The organism is Thioalkalivibrio sp. ALE25 (genome assembly GCF_000377285.1).
GTDB lineage: Bacteria > Pseudomonadota > Gammaproteobacteria > Ectothiorhodospirales > Ectothiorhodospiraceae > Thioalkalivibrio.
This window is the reverse complement of record NZ_KB897927.1, coordinates 156,864-171,098: the sequence shown is the minus strand read 5'-3', so window position 1 is coordinate 171,098 and position 14,235 is coordinate 156,864. Positions and strand designations below refer to the sequence as shown.

The following is a 14,235-nucleotide window of genomic DNA, read 5'->3' as shown; positions in this document are numbered from 1 at the left end:
GCGACTGATCAGGAGCCAATGTCGATCCGGCGCACTCCCGGCCGCGCGTCCTCCGCACGGCGGGGGATGTCGATCGTCAGCACGCCGTTCTTGAACCGCGCCTGGATCGCATCGACATCCGCATCCCCCGGCAGGCTGAGGATCCGGCGGAACTGCCCGTAGGCCCGCTCGACCCGATGATAGCCCTGGTCTTCTTCGTCGGTTTCCTGGCTCTTCTCGCCGGAGATGATCAGGTCGTCGCCGTCCACGGTCAGGTCGATCGCGTCCTCCTCGATACCCGGCACCTCGACGGTGATCCGGTAGGCCTTGCGGCTCTCGGCAATATCCACACTGGGCTTGAGCAGCAGCGAGGCCGCATCGCGCCCGCGCCCGCCGAGAGCGGCACCGAAGAAGTCCTCGAACATCCGGTCCATCTCCCGGTGCATGCGCATCAGCGGATCACGCATGGGCACCTCCGACATCTCGCCACGGGCCGGAACCACCTCCGGGTTCGCCGCCTCCTCGCGCTTGAACCAGTTCCACGGCTTGAGCTTTTGCAGGTCCATGATCATCACCTCCGGTAGAAATCCAACCCTGTCTAGCGAATTAACTAGGTCGCCCAAAGGGACTTTTCAAGCCCGGTGAATCAAGCCCTTCGAAAGTCGGCCAGCCGCACCGACTGACGCCGGGCACCCCAGGTGCCGGGGCGGGACTCGAAGACACCCGGGACCGATGCCCCGCAGGCGTTGCAACAGCCATCGGCGGTCAGATTCCAGTCCGACAGTTCATACCAGTCGCGCCCGATCAGGCGTTGCCCGCACCCCGCACACCAGGTGCTTTGGCCGTCCGCATCGTGCACATTGCCGGTGTACACGTGATGCAGGCCCTGCTCGCGGGCGATCCGGCGTGCCCGCTGCAGGGTCTCGATCGGCGTGCGCCGGTGTTCCGTCATTTTGAAATCCGGATGGAAGGCCGTGAAGTGCAGCGGCACATCCGGGCCCAGGTGTTCCAGGATCCATTGCGCCATCGACGTAATCTCCGCGTCGCTGTCGTTCTCGCCGGGGATCAGCAACGTGGTGATCTCGACCCAGGTATCGGTCTCGTGTACCAGCCACTCCAGGGTGTCGAGCACCGGCTGCAGATGCGCCCCGGTCAGCTTGTGGTAGAAGCGATCGGTGAACGCCTTTAGATCCACGTTCGCCGCGTCCATGGCGGCAAAGAACTCGCCGCGAGCCTGTTCGGTGATGTAACCGGCGGTGACCGCCACCGAGCGGATGCCCCGCGCACGGCAGGCAGCCGCGACGTCGATGGCGTATTCATGGAAGATCACCGGGTCGTTGTAGGTGAAGGCCACCGCGCGGCAACCCAGCGCCTCGGCCACGCGGGCGATGGTCTCGGGATCGGCACGGTCCGCCAGGGTGTCGATCTCGCGCGACTTGCTGATATCCCAGTTCTGGCAGAACTTGCAGGCCAGGTTGCAGCCCGCCGTACCGAACGAGAGCACCGGGCTGCCCGGCAGGAAGTGGTTCAGCGGCTTCTTCTCGATCGGGTCGACACAGTAGCCGGAGGAGCGCCCGTAGCTGGTCAGCACCACGGCATCGTCGAGGTTGGCGCGGACAAAGCAGGCCCCGCGCTGCCCGGGCTTCAGCTTGCAGTAGCGCGGGCACAGGTCGCATTGCACGCGGCCATCCTCCAGGCTGTGCCAGTAGCGCGTGGCCACCGTGAAGGCGTCGTGTTCAGGGGTGTCGTTCATATCCGGTCCGGCTCGTGGTTCATGCCCTTGAATATGAGGCCGAAACCCCGATATTCAACGACATAATGTCCGACGGAGACCTCCCATGAGCGCCCCGCTCCGCGTCCGCGAGCCCGCTATCGCGGGACAGTTCTACCCGGCCGACCCCGCCGAGCTGCGGGCCACGGTCACCCGGCTGCTGGATGCCGTCCGGCCGGCACCCGACGCGGCGCCGCCCAAGGCCCTGATCGCCCCGCACGCCGGCTACCCCTACTCCGGCCCGGTGGCGGCCTCGGCTTATGCCCGCATCCGCCCGCTGGCGGGCCGCATCCGGCGCGTGGTGCTGCTGGGCCCGTCGCATCGCGTGCCCTTCCACGGGATCGCGACCACCACGGTCACGGCCTACCGCAGCCCGCTGGGCGACGTCCCCGTGGATCACAAGGCGCTGGATACCATTGCGGGGCTGCCCGGCGTCCAGGCACTCGACGTCGCCCACGGCCCGGAACACAGCCTGGAGGCGCACCTGCCGTTCCTGCAGGTGGCCCTGGGGTCCTTCGAGCTGGTACCGCTGGTGGTCGGGGATGCCCCCGCGGAACAGGTTGCGAACGTACTGGAACGCCTGTGGGGCGGCCCGGAGACCCTCGTCGTGGTCAGCTCGGATCTCTCCCATTTCCATGACTACGCCACCGCGAGCCGCCTGGATGCCGCCACCACCCGGGCGATCGAACGCCTGGACGAACACGCGCTGGGCCCGGAACAGGCCTGCGGCTGCCGCCCGCTGGCGGGTCTGTTGCGTCTGGCGCGGCAGCGGGGTCTCGCCATTACCACTCTGGACCAGCGCAACTCCGGCGACACCGCCGGCCCACGCGACCAGGTGGTCGGCTACGGCGCGTGGATGCTGCAATGACGCCGGTCATCGAACTGTCCGCGCCGGCGCGTGAGCGCCTGCTGGAACTCGCAGCGGACGCCATCCACCGGGCCGCGCACGACCATGCCGCCGACGGTATCGCGCTCGCGGAGGAGCCCGCCCCGCTTGCCGACCCGGGCGCCAGCTTCGTGACCCTAAAGCGGGGGGATGCCCTGCGCGGCTGTATCGGCAGCCTGGAGGCCCATCGCCCCCTGGCCACGGATGTCCAGCACAACGCCCGGGCCGCCGCCCTCCATGATCCGCGCTTTCCCCGCCTGCGCCCGGAGGAACTCGTCGGGCTCGAGTATTCGGTGACCCTGCTAAGCGCCGCGCACCCCGTGGATGCCCCGCATCGAGAGGCCCTGCTGCAGCAGTTGCAGCCCGGGCGCGATGGCCTGGTCATCCAGGCCGGGACGCGGCGGGCGACCTTCCTGCCCGCGGTGTGGGAGCAGCTACCCGATCCCGAGACCTTCCTCGATGCCTTGCTGCAGAAGGCCGGGCTGGGGCATGACGGCTGGACAATGGGGCTCCAGGCCTGGCGCTACAGCTCGCAGGAGTTTGCCGGTGAACTTTGAACCCAGCATCACCCTTTACATCGTCATTGCCACGGTCGTGATCTCGCTGCTGGCATGGCAGAACCCGCGCTGGCTGCAGGCGATGATCCATCACCCACCGTCGGTGCAACGCGGCCAGTATTGGCGCCTGGTGACCCACGGCTTCATCCATGCCGACGGCACCCATCTCGCGTTCAACATGATCACGCTGTTCTTCTTCGGCATGGCCATGGAGCGCGTGCTGGTGCCCGAGATCGGCATGGGTGGCTTCGTCCTGTTCTATCTGGCCGCCATCGTGCTCGCCAGCCTGCCCAGCCACCTGCGCCATCTGCGCGATCCCGGCTACCGCTCCCTGGGGGCCTCTGGTGCGGTGTCCGCGGTGCTGTTCGCCTACATCCTGCTGCAGCCGTGGTCCCTGCTGTTCGTGTTCTTCATCCCGGTCCCGGCCATCGTGTTCGCCGCGGTCTATATCGGCTACTCGCTCTACGCCCAGCGACAGAATCGCGACAACATCAACCACAGCGCCCATCTATGGGGTGGCGCCTGGGGCGTGGCCTTCATGCTCTGGCTGGAGCCCGGCCTGCTGGCCCGGTTCTTCCACGAGCTGCTCGCGCCCCTCGGCTGACCCCAATACTTGTCCGGAGCGCCGCGTCCGCCTAGCCTGCGTGCCTTCTTTCGGCCGCTACGAGATCCCGCCATGCAAGACGCCATCGCCACCCTGCCCAAGGTCGAGCTGCACCTGCACATCGAAGGCACACTGGAGCCCGAGCTGATGTTCGCCCTGGCCGAGCGCAACGGGGTCGAGCTGCCGTACGCCTCGGTCGAGGACGTGCGCGCGGCCTACCAGTTCCACGACCTGCAGTCCTTCCTGGACATCTACTACGCCGGCGCCCGCGTGCTGCTGACCGAGCAGGACTTCTACGACCTGACCCGGGCCTACCTCGAACGCTGCCAGGCGGATCACGTCCACCACACCGAGATCTTCTTCGACCCGCAGACGCACACCGAGCGCGGCGTGGCATTCGCGACCGTCATCGACGGCATCCGCCGGGCGCTCGCCGATGGCGAGCGCGAACTCGGCATTACCAGCCGGCTGATCCTCTGCTTCCTGCGTCATCTGAGTGCGGACGCGGCCATGGAGACCCTGGAGACGGCCCTGCCGTGGCGCGAACACATCCATGCGGTCGGCCTCGATTCGGCCGAGCTGGGCAACCCGCCCGAGCGCTTCCAGGCGGTGTTCGACCGGGCCCGTGCCGAGGGCTTCCCCGCGGTGGCCCATGCCGGTGAGGAAGGCCCGCCGGAATACATCTGGCAGGCACTGGACGGGCTGCAGGTCGCGCGCATCGACCACGGGGTGCAGGCCGAACAGGACCCGGCGCTGATGGAGCGCCTGGCCCGCGACCGGATCCCGCTCACGGTCTGTCCGCTGTCCAACATCAAGCTGTGCGTCTTCGACCGCCTGGAAGACCACAACCTGAAACGCCTGATGGATGCCGGGCTGTGCGTCACCATCAATTCGGACGACCCGGCCTATTTCGGCGGCTATGTGGGGGAAAACTTCCGCGCGACCGCCCAAGCCCTGCAACTGGGTCCCGACGACCTGGAACGCCTCGCGCGCAACGCCGTCGACGCCGCGTTCCTGGAGCCCGAAGCACAACAGCGTCTGCACGGCGAGATCGACGCCTGGCGCGCCCGTCTCGCGGACTGACGGCGCTCGACGACTTCTCTACCCGGAAAACCGGAGCGGACGCGCCGGCAGGCGACCCTGCTCCACCAGGCGCTCGATCCGCGAGAAGACCTCGCCGCGACCGAAGGGTTTCTTCATGAAGTCGTCGGAGCCGATGCGATCGAGGAAGAACTGCTCCACCGCGTCCTCGTTGCCGCTGATCATGATCACCGGCACCTTCGCGGTGGTCGGGTCCCGGCGCAGCTGACGCAGCATGGCAAACCCGGTCATCCCGGGCAGGATGATGTCGAGAAAGATCAGGTCCGGCGGATTCTCGCGGGCCAGCGCCAGGGCCTGCTCGGCATCGCCGGCCCCCACCGGCTCCATCTCGTTTTGCCGGAGCATGCTGGAGAGCAGTGCGACCACGGTGCGCGAATCATCCACCACCAGCACACGCAGCCCGCGCGCGGCCTCCCGGCGTGCCTTCCTGCGCCGTTCGCCAGCCTTGCCAAAACGCAGCAGACTCCCCATTCGCTGCAGATAGCTCATGCCGGACTCCCTTCCTGATCCATAGGCCAGGCGCGCTCGCCCGCCTGGCTGCATTGTTCCTCCCCCCGCTGGCCCTGTCCACCGCGCCCGTTGCTTCGGTTTGAACAGCAGCGCAAAGGCGCGCATCATCCGGGTTTTCGTGCGGATGCCTGAACGGAGTCGGAACCCGCCATGAAGACCAATACAGCCCGGCCACAGCCCACGCGCGCGCCCCTGCGGCGCCCGGCCGCGGGAGGCCCGGCATGAAGATCCTCGTCGTCGACCGCTCGCGGGTCTTCCGGGCGCTGTGGAGCCGCATGGTCCTGGCCGCCGGGCACAAGCCGATCATGGCCAGCAGCGGGGCCGAAGGGCTTGCCCGCATTGAGGAAAACGACCTGGAACTGGTCTGCGCCTCGATCACCCTGCCCGACATGAGCGGCGTGGAATTCTGCCGCCGGGCCCGTGCCAGGGCCGCTGGCCATGACCTGCCCCTGATCCTGCTCACGACCCAGCACGACCACGACATCCGCCGTCAGGCATTCGAGGCCGGCGCCACCGACCTCCACGACAAGACCAACATCCGTGACCTGTTCCATCAGGCCGCGCGCTACGGGCGGCCGGTGGAACACGCCCACGAGGGGAACGTCCTGTACGTGGAGGACAGTCCCACCGTCGCCCGCGTGATGATCCGCATCCTCGAGGGCATGGGCCTGGAGGTCGCGCACTTCCGCAGCGCCGACGAGGCCCTGCAGGCCTTTGACCGGGGCACCTGGGACCTCGTGCTCTCCGACATCCTGGTCGAGGGCGAGATCAGCGGGATGGGGCTCGTCAGTCGGCTGCGCCAGCAGTTCCCCGACAAGACCAGCCTGCCGATCGTGGCCATGTCCGGCCTGGACGACCAGAACCGGCGCGCCGAACTCTTCCGCCTCGGCGTCAACGACTTCGTGACGAAACCCGTGCTGGAGGACGAGGTCCGCGCCCGCATCGGGAACCTGCTGGCCAACAAGCGGTTGTTCGAGGAGGTCCAGGACCAGCGCCAGAAGCTCTACGACATGGCAATGATCGATCCGCTGACCGGGCTGCGTAACCGCAACGTCCTGGCCGAGTGCGCCGCGCGTTTCTTCGCCGAAGCCAACCAGAACGACATCCCGCTCAGCCTGATCCTGCTGGACATCGACCACTTCAAGCAGATCAACGACACCCATGGCCACCTGGTCGGGGACGAGGTCCTGGTCGCCGTCGGCGAACTCCTGCGCACCACCGGACGCGAGAGCGACGTGGCCCTGCGTTTCGGGGGCGAGGAATTCCTCCTGGTACTCCCGGAATGCGACCTGTTCGATGCCCACACCCGCGCGGAGGAGCTGCGCCAGCAGCTGCGTGAACTCGAACCCGCCGGGCTGACCATTACCGCAAGCTTCGGCGTCACCAGCCGCCCGGCCGGGCGCGAGGTCAGCATGAACGACCTCTTCCGGGTCGCCGACCAGGCCGTCTACCAGGCCAAGGGCGAAGGCCGCGACCGCGTGGTCTCGCGCACCCTGGACGGCCCGGGCAAAACCGACCTGCCGGACACCCCACCCGATTCTGCCCCGGGGGATGGACAGGCCAGCCCGCAACCCGTCAGCTAGGGAGACGCTGACTGAATCGCACGTCCGCGTTGGTGCCCCCCCAGTTGTTCGAGACAATCGTTCCGAGACAAGGCGCGTCGTGCAGCGGGTAGTGGTTCTACCCGCCCGTTTTGGATGGATTCGGGGCGCAACGCAGGATCGGGCCATATTCATTCAGAATCGGGGGGCACCAACCCCACAAGCCATTGAAAGCAGGGGCTCGGCCGCCCGTTGTTGATCAACAACGGGCGCGCGCACAGCGTTGCGGTTCCCTTGTGCAGAATGACTGCACCGCAGTCACCGCGCCTTGTTCGCACGCAAAAGCGACTCGAGCGCGGACGTGCGATTCAATCAGCGTCTACCTAGGTAGACACCGGCGTCTCAGCCCTGGACGCGCCAGCTGCCATCCGCCTGCCGACAGGCCGTCCCGTACACCTGCTCGGTCTGGCCGCCAATCACCGCGTCAATGGTGTATTCGCGGCACGGGCCGGCCGTGGTCTCGTAGGTTCGGGTCGGCACCACGGTGTACTGATTGCCACTGTCGGGATTGACCCATCGCGAGGGCACGCCCGTGCGCACGCTCTCCAGGGTCTGGGCCGTCTTCAGGCGGTCCACCTCGTCCATGGACTGGCCCACCGAGCCACCGATCGCCGCACCGGCCAGGGTCCCGGCGATGATGGCGGCCGTGCGGCCACGTCCGGATCCGACCTGCGAACCGAGCACGCCGCCCAGCACGCCACCGATCACCATCCCGGCCTGCTCCTGCGAGCCCTGATAGGTCGCACAGCCGCCGAGCCCCAGGGTCGCCGCCAGGACGATCACGAAAGAAACATTGCGCCACATGAGCATTCCTCCACCGGCGACCCGACCCTGAACCCGCGGGGGACCGGCGCCGGCTTCGGCGTCCCCCTGCTCCGAGTATAGGCGGCCCGGCGAACCGGGCGGTCAGCCGGACGGCTTCGGCGGGGCTGCCGTCTCCGGCTTCGAGGCGTTGATCGCGCGCTGGAATACCCAGCTCTTGATCTCGCGGATCTGCTCCACCATGGTCCGCGACAGCGGTACCGTGTTGATCACGTTACGGATCACGTCGCGCTGGTTGAATACCCGGCCCTCCTGGTAGGCGTCGATGCGCGCCGATTTCACCGCCTGCTCGATCTCGGCCCCGCTCCAGTCCTCGGTACTGGCCGCCATGTAGTTCAGGTTGAAGTCCTCGAGGTGGCCGCCATGGCGCTCGATATGGATGCGCAGGATCTCCTTGCGCTCCTCCACGTTCGGCAGGTCGAGGAAGAACAACTGGTCAAAGCGCCCCTTGCGCATCAGCTCGGCCGGGAGCTGCTGGATACGGTTCGCGGTCGCCGCCACGAACACGCGTGGCGACTTCTCCTGCAGCCAGGTGAGGAAGCTCGAGAAGATATTCACATTGCCGGCGCTGCCGGCGGCGTGGCTGTCGAAGCCAAAGGCATTCTCCAGCTCGTCCACCCACAGCACCATGGGCGCGATCTCCTCCGCGATACGGGTGGCCCGGGCAAAGGCGTATTCCGGGGTGCCGAAACTGCCGGACAGCACCAGGCTCATGTCCAGCCGCACCAGCGGCAGCCCCCAGGCGGTGGCGATGGCCTTGGCGGCCATGCTCTTGCCACAGCCGCTGACCCCCATGAACAGCACCCCGGCGGGCAGCGGAACGTTGTCGTTCCAGGCCTTCTCGGTGAACAGGTCGGCGCGCGTGCGCACCCATTCCTTGAGATTCTCCAGGCCCCCGATGTCCTCCAGCGAGCGCTGTGGCGGATAGAACTCGAGACAGCTCTCCTTGCGCAGGATCTGGCCCTTCTCCTCCTGGATCTCGGCCAGCATCTCGGCCTCGGGCAGGGGCTGGCCGCGGAACAGCCGCGCGCTCAGATGCCCGACCTCGTTCAGGGACAACCCGCGCATCCCCGCCGCGAGGCGGAACAACTGCTCGCGCGGGATCGCCTCGGCGCCATGGGTGTGCTCGAGCTGCTCCAGCACCTCGGCCTCCGAGGGCAGGTCCACCTCGACCAGGAAGACCTCCTTTTTCAGGATCTCCGGCAGCTTCAGCAGCGGACAGCTGAGGAACACCACGTTGCGACCCTTCTTCAGCTGGTAGTAGAGATCGCGGACCCCGCGCACCAGTGCCGGGTTGTCGTCGAACCAGGTGGGCAGGTCCTTCAGCAGGACCATGCGCGGCGCTTCCGTCTCCCCTGCCGCCACCCGCGCCACCGCCGCGACCGGATCGGTGGTCGGCGCGCCCGGGGCATCGTGTTCGCCGAACCCGTGGCTCGCCGACCAGACCTCCAGGTGGCCATCCTCGCCGTAGAACGAGCGCGCGACCGAGCGCAGCAGCCGCTCCATGCGGTCCTCGTCCCAGCCCAGCAGGTAGAACACCGGATAACGCGACTTGAGCCCGCGCAGGATCTTGTGTGCCGTCCGGTTTTCCAGCTTCTTGCTCAATCCGTCGCTCCTTCGCGGTACCCCGCCGAGTGTACCCATCCATCGCGGCAATGCGAGGGAAACACGGATCATCCACGCCACCCGTGCGCATCGTCTACCCTGAGACCATCGTCCCGCCGCAGCCACGGAGAACCCATGCCGCCAGTCCACCACCGGATCACACGCGCCACCCTGGGGCGTGGCGTGCTGGTCCTGCTGATCGCGCTGGGCATCGGCAGCGCGCTGTGGATGGGGGACCCGGCCCGCCTGCTGGCCTGGGGCGAGACCTTCGCGGGCGGCCCCTGGGCCACCGCCGGGCTGGTGCTCCTGATGGCGCTGATGCTCGTCTTCGCCCTGCCGGGCACGCTGGTCATATGGCTGATTGCCCCGTTCCATCCGCCGCTGGTCGCCGTCGGCCTGTTGCTGATCGGCAGCACGAGTGGTGCCTGGGGGGCCTACCGGGTCGCCGCCCGCCTGGCGCGCACCGAACGCGATGGCCGCGAGGACAACTGGCTGACGGATTTCCTGCGGCGCCACGGCCACGTCGCCACGCAGATGGCGCTGCGGGTGTTCCCCGGTTTCCCGCATTCAATGATCAACTACGCCGGCGGGGCCCTCGGCCTGCCACTGGGCGGCTTCCTGCTGGCGGCCGTGCTCGGCCTGGCCGTCAAGTGGGGCGTCTACGCCACCGCCATCCACGAGGCCACGGATGCCATCACCACCGGCGAGGTCCTGCAGGCCCGGACCCTCCTGCCGCTGGTCGTCCTGGCGATCTTCCTGTTGCTCGGCTCGGTGCTGCGCTACTGGATTCAGCGCCAGCACTCGCGCCGGCGGGCGGGCCGGCCATGACGGCGTGCCCATGCGGTCGCCCCCCTCAAACCGAGAACGGTTTCCCGCTACACGCCCGCAAACCTGTCACCGTCCTCCAGGTTCGTTAGACTGTCGTCCCGCATTCCAGCACGCCCTCTACGTGACTCGAGAGCCCTCCCCACAACCCTGTTCGGACATCGGCGACGTCAATCAGCGTTTCTATGATGGCCTGTGGGCGGATACCCGCCTGGTAGCCCCCGAGCGCTTCAATACCTGGACCCTGGTCTCCAGTCTCGCGGCATCCCGTGAGCGCCGCCTCGAAGTGGGGCCCGGCATGCGCCCGCGACTGCCCATCGCGGACACCCACTTCGTCGACATCAGCCCGCCGGCCCTGGCCGCACTGGACCATCGGGGCGGTGTCACCCAGACCGCCCCGATCTCCGCCCTGCCCTATGCCGACGACCGCTTCGACCTGGTGTGCGCACTGGACATCATCGAACACGTGGAGGACGACGAGGCGGCCCTTGGCGAACTCTCGCGGGTGGCCGCGCCCGGGGCCCGGGTGCTGCTTTCGACCCCGCTGCACCCGGAGTACTGGACCCCGTTCGACGACATCGTCGGCCACTACCGGCGCTACGAGCCGGCGCATCTGATCCAGCTACTCGAACGCCACGGGCTGACGATCGAACAAAGCGCGATCTTCGGGATGAAGCCGAAATCCTCGCGCCTCACCGACCTCGGGATGTGGTTCCTGCAGCGACACCGGCCCGTCGCCATGAAGGTCTACAACCGTTTCCTGATGCCCCTGGGCCTGCGCCTGCAGAAGCCGCTCGCTCTGAGCCCCGGCATGGTGCCCACCGCGGGAGTGGAAGAGGTCTTCCTGGTCTGCCGCCGCGAACCCTGAGATCCGCCGGCCGCGCCCCGGGCCAGCCAAAAACCCGGCCTTTCCTCATGCCCGCTTGAAGGAACCACCCGCCCCGGCGTAATGTCTCCTGAAGCAAGACTCCCGAGAGACCATCCGATGCTCGATCTGCTGCGTTCACGTTCCACCTACCGCGATCAGCGCTTCCAGCTGTCCCTGCTGGTGCTGGCCACGGGCTTCGTGCTGACCGTGCAGAACCCCGAGGCACAGGAATCCGCCGCCGAGCTGTTCTCCAAGGTCGAGTTCCCGAATCTGGCCCAGGTCCAGGACATGCGGCCGCAATTGCCGCCGCCGTGGATGGAAGGCGACCAGTTCGTCAGCGAGGACAGCGAGTCCACACCCGTCGTACCCCTGCTGGAGCGCACCGACGCGCGCTCGCCCGACCCGCGCGAGCGCCCGACGCGCTCAACCGGCGAATAGCGACTCGGGCGCGGCCACTTACAGCCCCGCCGCGCAGACCCGGTTGCGCCCCTCGCGCTTGGCGCAGTAGAGCAGCCGGTCCGCCTCGCCCAGCAGAGCCTCCGGGGTCGTCGAACGCGCCCCGCTCACCGTACTGACGCCGAGACTGACCGTCACCGAAGCGGTCACGTTGTCCGGATGTTCCAGTTTCAGGGCCTCCACCTCGCGGCGCACCCGCTCGCCGACCGCGCGGGCACCCTCCAGCGTAGTGTCCGGCAGGATGCAGGCAAATTCCTCACCCCCGTAGCGCGCAACCAGATCCGTGGGCCGGTGGGCCGCTTCCCGCAGCACCCGGGCTACCCGGCGCAGGCAGTCGTCCCCGCGCTGATGCCCGAAGCGGTCGTTATACGGCTTGAAGTGGTCGATATCGATCATCAGCAGTGCCAGATTCACCTCGCGGCGAGAGCGGCATTCGCGCTCCAGCACGGCGTCGAATTCGCGTCGGTTCGCCAGCCCGGTCAGGCCATCCACCCGCGCCTGGCGCGCCAGCTCGGCCTCCGCCTGCTTGCGGGCGAACGTTCCGGCGATGATGTCGGCCACCACCTGCAGGGTGGCGATCTCTTCGGGGCTCCATTCGCAGCGCCGGTTCACCGAGTCGAAACCCAGCATGCCGAAGGCGTTCTGATCACTGATCAGCGGGATCAGCAACAGGGACTCGATCATCTGGCGGCGGAACTCGGCCTGCTCCACCGCGGCCTCCGGGGGGAGGTCGTCCACATCGGGCACGTGCACGGTATCGCGGCGCCGGATGTGACCGGTCACCCACCCATGGGACTCCATGGGAATGCCCTGCATCTGGTCGAGGAACGGCTGGACGCCGGGGGCACACCACTCGTGCACCAGGTCCATGGTCGCCCCGTCCGGACGGAACCGGATCACATAGGCACGGCCCGTCTGGAAGAACTCGCCGAGGTCCCGAAGTACCTCCGTTACGGCCGCGTCCACTGCGTCCGCCGCGAGGTCGGCGAACCGGGCGGAGATCGCTGACACCAGCGCCTGCAGCCGCTGCTGGCGCTGGGCCCTTGCCTCCAGGTGCTTGCGGCGGGTGATGTCCTCGGCGATCGCACTGGCCCCGATGAGCGTGCCGTCATCATCGAAAAACCGCTGGGCCGCCCACGACAGCGTGCGCGCCTCGCCGCTGCGCGTCCGGATCGTGGTCTCCAGACCCGCAATCTCGCGCCCGTCGCGGATGATGGCCTCCACCTCCTCCTGGATCGCCGCGCGATAGTCAGCGTCGGGGTAAAGCCATTCCCAGATCGCGGCATGCCCCACGACGTCCTCGCGCCGATAGCCGCTGATCCGCTCCGCCGCGCGATTCCAGAGCGTCACCCGCCCCTCGGTGTCCAGGGTGTTTACCCACACCGGGGCGTGCTCGATGATCAGGGTGTGGAAACGCGTGTGGAGATCGTCCGCCATGGCCATCCTCGCACAGGGATACCTGTCGGCACGCACCGCGCAATCGTTCGACGGAGCCCGTCCACGATGCTCGCCCATACTCTGGAGGGTAGCAACATTCCCGCCGCGCGGGTCCCGCGCTCGCACCTTTGTTAGGCTCTCCGTCCCATCCGTACGCCACGCCAGACCGCATGACCGATACCTTCAAGGCCCTGATCCTCGAACACACGCCCGATGGACCGCGGGCGACAATCCGCCCACTCCAGCTCGATGACCTGCCCGCCGGAGAGGTCCTGTTGCGGGTGCACTATTCCGGGCTGAACTACAAGGACGGCATGATCCTGCAGGGCCAGGGGAACCTGGTCCGGGACTACCCGCACGTGCCGGGCATCGACCTGGCCGGCACGGTCCTCGAGTCCGCGGACCCACGCTACCGCCCGGGCGACCCCGTTGTGCTGACCGGCTACCGAGTGGGCGAGACCCACTGGGGCGGCTACGCCGAACGAGCCCGCGTGCAGGCGGACTGGCTCGTCCCGCTGCCTGCGGGCTACAACGCTCGCCAGGCCATGGCCGCGGGCACCGCCGGCTTTACCGCCATGCTGGCGATCCAGGCCCTGGAGGACCACGGCCTGCAGCCGGACGCCGGCGAGGTCCTGGTCACGGGTGCCTCCGGCGGCGTGGGCAGTATCGCCGTACGTCTGCTGGCCCGCCTGGGCTACACGGTCACCGCCGTCACCGGCGGCGCGGAGAACGCCGACTACCTGCAACAGCTGGGTGCGTCGACGATCCTGCCCCGCGCCGACCTGGCCGATGCCCCGACCAAGCCCTTGCTGCGCGAACGCTGGGCCGGCTGCGTGGACACGGTGGGGGGCGACATGCTGGCCCATGTACTCGCCGGCATGGGCTATGGAACCTCGGTGGCGGCCTGCGGCCTGGCCGGGGGGCCACAGCTCAAGACCACGGTCCTGCCGTTCCTGTTGCGCGGCATCAACCTGCTGGGGATCGACTCGGTGCTGTGCCCCGCCGAACGACGGCGAGAGACCTGGGAACGCCTGGCCGCATTGCTCCCCGGCCACGATCTGGAGGCGATGGCCACCGAGATCGGGCTGGACGACCTGCCGCATTACGGCGAGCAGATCCTCGCGGGACAGATTCGGGGACGCACGGTAGTGCGCCTGGATCCGCAAGTCGCTGGCGACTCCTGATATCCCCGGGCCACCTCGAACCGGCTATG

Annotated in this window: 15 protein-coding genes; 9 read left to right on the top strand and 6 right to left on the bottom strand. The window is 67.9% G+C overall.

All coding sequences use genetic code 11. From position 1 onward, the window contains the following. Nucleotides 1–8 precede the first annotated feature (8 nt). Nucleotides 9–545 carry an Hsp20/alpha crystallin family protein gene (locus C996_RS0103670; RefSeq protein WP_026279189.1) on the bottom strand — a complete coding sequence of 179 codons (537 nt, stop codon included), beginning with the start codon at nucleotides 543–545 and terminating at the stop codon, nucleotides 9–11. An 80-nt stretch (nucleotides 546–625) separates the two neighbouring features. Next, nucleotides 626–1,732, bottom strand: a complete 1,107-nt coding sequence (gene amrS, locus C996_RS0103665; RefSeq protein ID WP_018866115.1) for an AmmeMemoRadiSam system radical SAM enzyme — start codon at nucleotides 1,730–1,732, stop codon at nucleotides 626–628. Nucleotides 1,733–1,817: 85 nt separating this feature from the next. On the opposite strand from amrS, the gene amrB reads away from it, so the two are divergent. From amrB to C996_RS0103645, 4 genes are all read left to right on the top strand, one after another. Then, on the top strand, nucleotides 1,818–2,618 hold the full coding sequence (gene amrB / locus C996_RS0103660; protein WP_018866114.1) for an AmmeMemoRadiSam system protein B: 801 nt from the start codon (nucleotides 1,818–1,820) through the stop codon (nucleotides 2,616–2,618). Further along, entirely contained in the window at nucleotides 2,615–3,193 is a 579-nt protein-coding gene (amrA, locus tag C996_RS0103655; RefSeq protein WP_018866113.1) for an AmmeMemoRadiSam system protein A, read from the top strand. The genes amrB and amrA overlap by 4 nt, the downstream gene beginning before the upstream one ends. Continuing rightward, nucleotides 3,183–3,797 (top strand): rhomboid family intramembrane serine protease, encoded by a 615-nt coding sequence (locus C996_RS0103650; RefSeq protein ID WP_018866112.1) that lies wholly within the window; start codon nucleotides 3,183–3,185, stop codon nucleotides 3,795–3,797. Before amrA ends, C996_RS0103650 begins: the two co-directional genes overlap by 11 nt. 72 nt (nucleotides 3,798–3,869) lie before the next feature. Then, nucleotides 3,870–4,880, top strand: coding sequence for an adenosine deaminase (locus tag C996_RS0103645; RefSeq protein WP_018866111.1), 1,011 nt, complete (start codon nucleotides 3,870–3,872; stop codon nucleotides 4,878–4,880). Nucleotides 4,881–4,898: 18 nt separating this feature from the next. Here the strand turns inward: C996_RS0103645 and C996_RS0103640 are convergent, their stop codons facing one another. Next, nucleotides 4,899–5,387 carry a PleD family two-component system response regulator gene (locus tag C996_RS0103640; protein ID WP_018866110.1) on the bottom strand — a complete coding sequence of 163 codons (489 nt, stop codon included), beginning with the start codon at nucleotides 5,385–5,387 and terminating at the stop codon, nucleotides 4,899–4,901. Nucleotides 5,388–5,629: 242 nt separating this feature from the next. On the opposite strand from C996_RS0103640, the gene C996_RS0103635 reads away from it, so the two are divergent. Then, nucleotides 5,630–6,991: a diguanylate cyclase gene (locus C996_RS0103635; protein ID WP_018866109.1), complete on the top strand. Its 1,362-nt coding sequence runs from the start codon at nucleotides 5,630–5,632 to the stop codon at nucleotides 6,989–6,991. Nucleotides 6,992–7,351: 360 nt separating this feature from the next. Here the strand turns inward: C996_RS0103635 and C996_RS0103630 are convergent, their stop codons facing one another. Both C996_RS0103630 and C996_RS0103625 read right to left on the bottom strand, forming a co-directional pair. Next, on the bottom strand, nucleotides 7,352–7,813 hold the full coding sequence (locus C996_RS0103630; RefSeq protein ID WP_018866108.1) for an RT0821/Lpp0805 family surface protein: 462 nt from the start codon (nucleotides 7,811–7,813) through the stop codon (nucleotides 7,352–7,354). Nucleotides 7,814–7,915: 102 nt separating this feature from the next. Beyond that, nucleotides 7,916–9,436: an AAA family ATPase gene (locus C996_RS0103625; RefSeq protein ID WP_018866107.1), complete on the bottom strand. Its 1,521-nt coding sequence runs from the start codon at nucleotides 9,434–9,436 to the stop codon at nucleotides 7,916–7,918. A gap of 135 nt (nucleotides 9,437–9,571) precedes the next feature. Between C996_RS0103625 and C996_RS0103620 the strand changes: the two genes are divergently transcribed. The 3 genes from C996_RS0103620 (at nucleotide 9,572) to C996_RS0103610 (ending at nucleotide 11,567) form a co-directional block, all read left to right on the top strand. After that, nucleotides 9,572–10,264, top strand: a complete 693-nt coding sequence (locus C996_RS0103620; protein ID WP_018866106.1) for a VTT domain-containing protein — start codon at nucleotides 9,572–9,574, stop codon at nucleotides 10,262–10,264. 121 nt (nucleotides 10,265–10,385) lie between these two features. After that, nucleotides 10,386–11,129: a class I SAM-dependent methyltransferase gene (locus C996_RS0103615; protein ID WP_018866105.1), complete on the top strand. Its 744-nt coding sequence runs from the start codon at nucleotides 10,386–10,388 to the stop codon at nucleotides 11,127–11,129. A 117-nt stretch (nucleotides 11,130–11,246) separates the two neighbouring features. After that, on the top strand, nucleotides 11,247–11,567 hold the full coding sequence (locus C996_RS0103610) for a hypothetical protein (protein WP_018866104.1): 321 nt from the start codon (nucleotides 11,247–11,249) through the stop codon (nucleotides 11,565–11,567). Between the two features lie 18 nt (nucleotides 11,568–11,585). On the opposite strand, the gene C996_RS0103605 is transcribed toward C996_RS0103610, so the two are convergent. Beyond that, nucleotides 11,586–13,022: a diguanylate cyclase gene (locus C996_RS0103605; RefSeq protein ID WP_018866103.1), complete on the bottom strand. Its 1,437-nt coding sequence runs from the start codon at nucleotides 13,020–13,022 to the stop codon at nucleotides 11,586–11,588. Between the two features lie 170 nt (nucleotides 13,023–13,192). Between C996_RS0103605 and C996_RS0103600 the strand changes: the two genes are divergently transcribed. Next, nucleotides 13,193–14,206 carry an MDR family oxidoreductase gene (locus C996_RS0103600; RefSeq protein WP_018866102.1) on the top strand — a complete coding sequence of 338 codons (1,014 nt, stop codon included), beginning with the start codon at nucleotides 13,193–13,195 and terminating at the stop codon, nucleotides 14,204–14,206. The last annotated feature ends 29 nt before the right edge of the window (nucleotides 14,207–14,235 follow it).

Excerpts from the sequence above, each read along its gene's own strand:
- C996_RS0103670 (WP_026279189.1), bottom strand. The coding sequence starts at position 545 with ATGGACCTGCAAAAGCTCAAGCCGTGGAACTGGTTCAAGCGCGAGGAG.
- amrS (WP_018866115.1), bottom strand. The coding sequence starts at position 1,732 with ATGAACGACACCCCTGAACACGACGCCTTCACGGTGGCCACGCGCTAC.
- amrB (WP_018866114.1), top strand. The coding sequence starts at position 1,818 with ATGAGCGCCCCGCTCCGCGTCCGCGAGCCCGCTATCGCGGGACAGTTC.
- amrA (WP_018866113.1), top strand. The coding sequence starts at position 2,615 with ATGACGCCGGTCATCGAACTGTCCGCGCCGGCGCGTGAGCGCCTGCTG.
- C996_RS0103645 (WP_018866111.1), top strand. The coding sequence starts at position 3,870 with ATGCAAGACGCCATCGCCACCCTGCCCAAGGTCGAGCTGCACCTGCAC.
- C996_RS0103640 (WP_018866110.1), bottom strand. The coding sequence starts at position 5,387 with ATGAGCTATCTGCAGCGAATGGGGAGTCTGCTGCGTTTTGGCAAGGCT.
- C996_RS0103635 (WP_018866109.1), top strand. The coding sequence starts at position 5,630 with ATGAAGATCCTCGTCGTCGACCGCTCGCGGGTCTTCCGGGCGCTGTGG.
- C996_RS0103630 (WP_018866108.1), bottom strand. The coding sequence starts at position 7,813 with ATGTGGCGCAATGTTTCTTTCGTGATCGTCCTGGCGGCGACCCTGGGG.
- C996_RS0103620 (WP_018866106.1), top strand. The coding sequence starts at position 9,572 with ATGCCGCCAGTCCACCACCGGATCACACGCGCCACCCTGGGGCGTGGC.
- C996_RS0103610 (WP_018866104.1), top strand. The coding sequence starts at position 11,247 with ATGCTCGATCTGCTGCGTTCACGTTCCACCTACCGCGATCAGCGCTTC.
- C996_RS0103605 (WP_018866103.1), bottom strand. The coding sequence starts at position 13,022 with ATGGCGGACGATCTCCACACGCGTTTCCACACCCTGATCATCGAGCAC.
- C996_RS0103600 (WP_018866102.1), top strand. The coding sequence starts at position 13,193 with ATGACCGATACCTTCAAGGCCCTGATCCTCGAACACACGCCCGATGGA.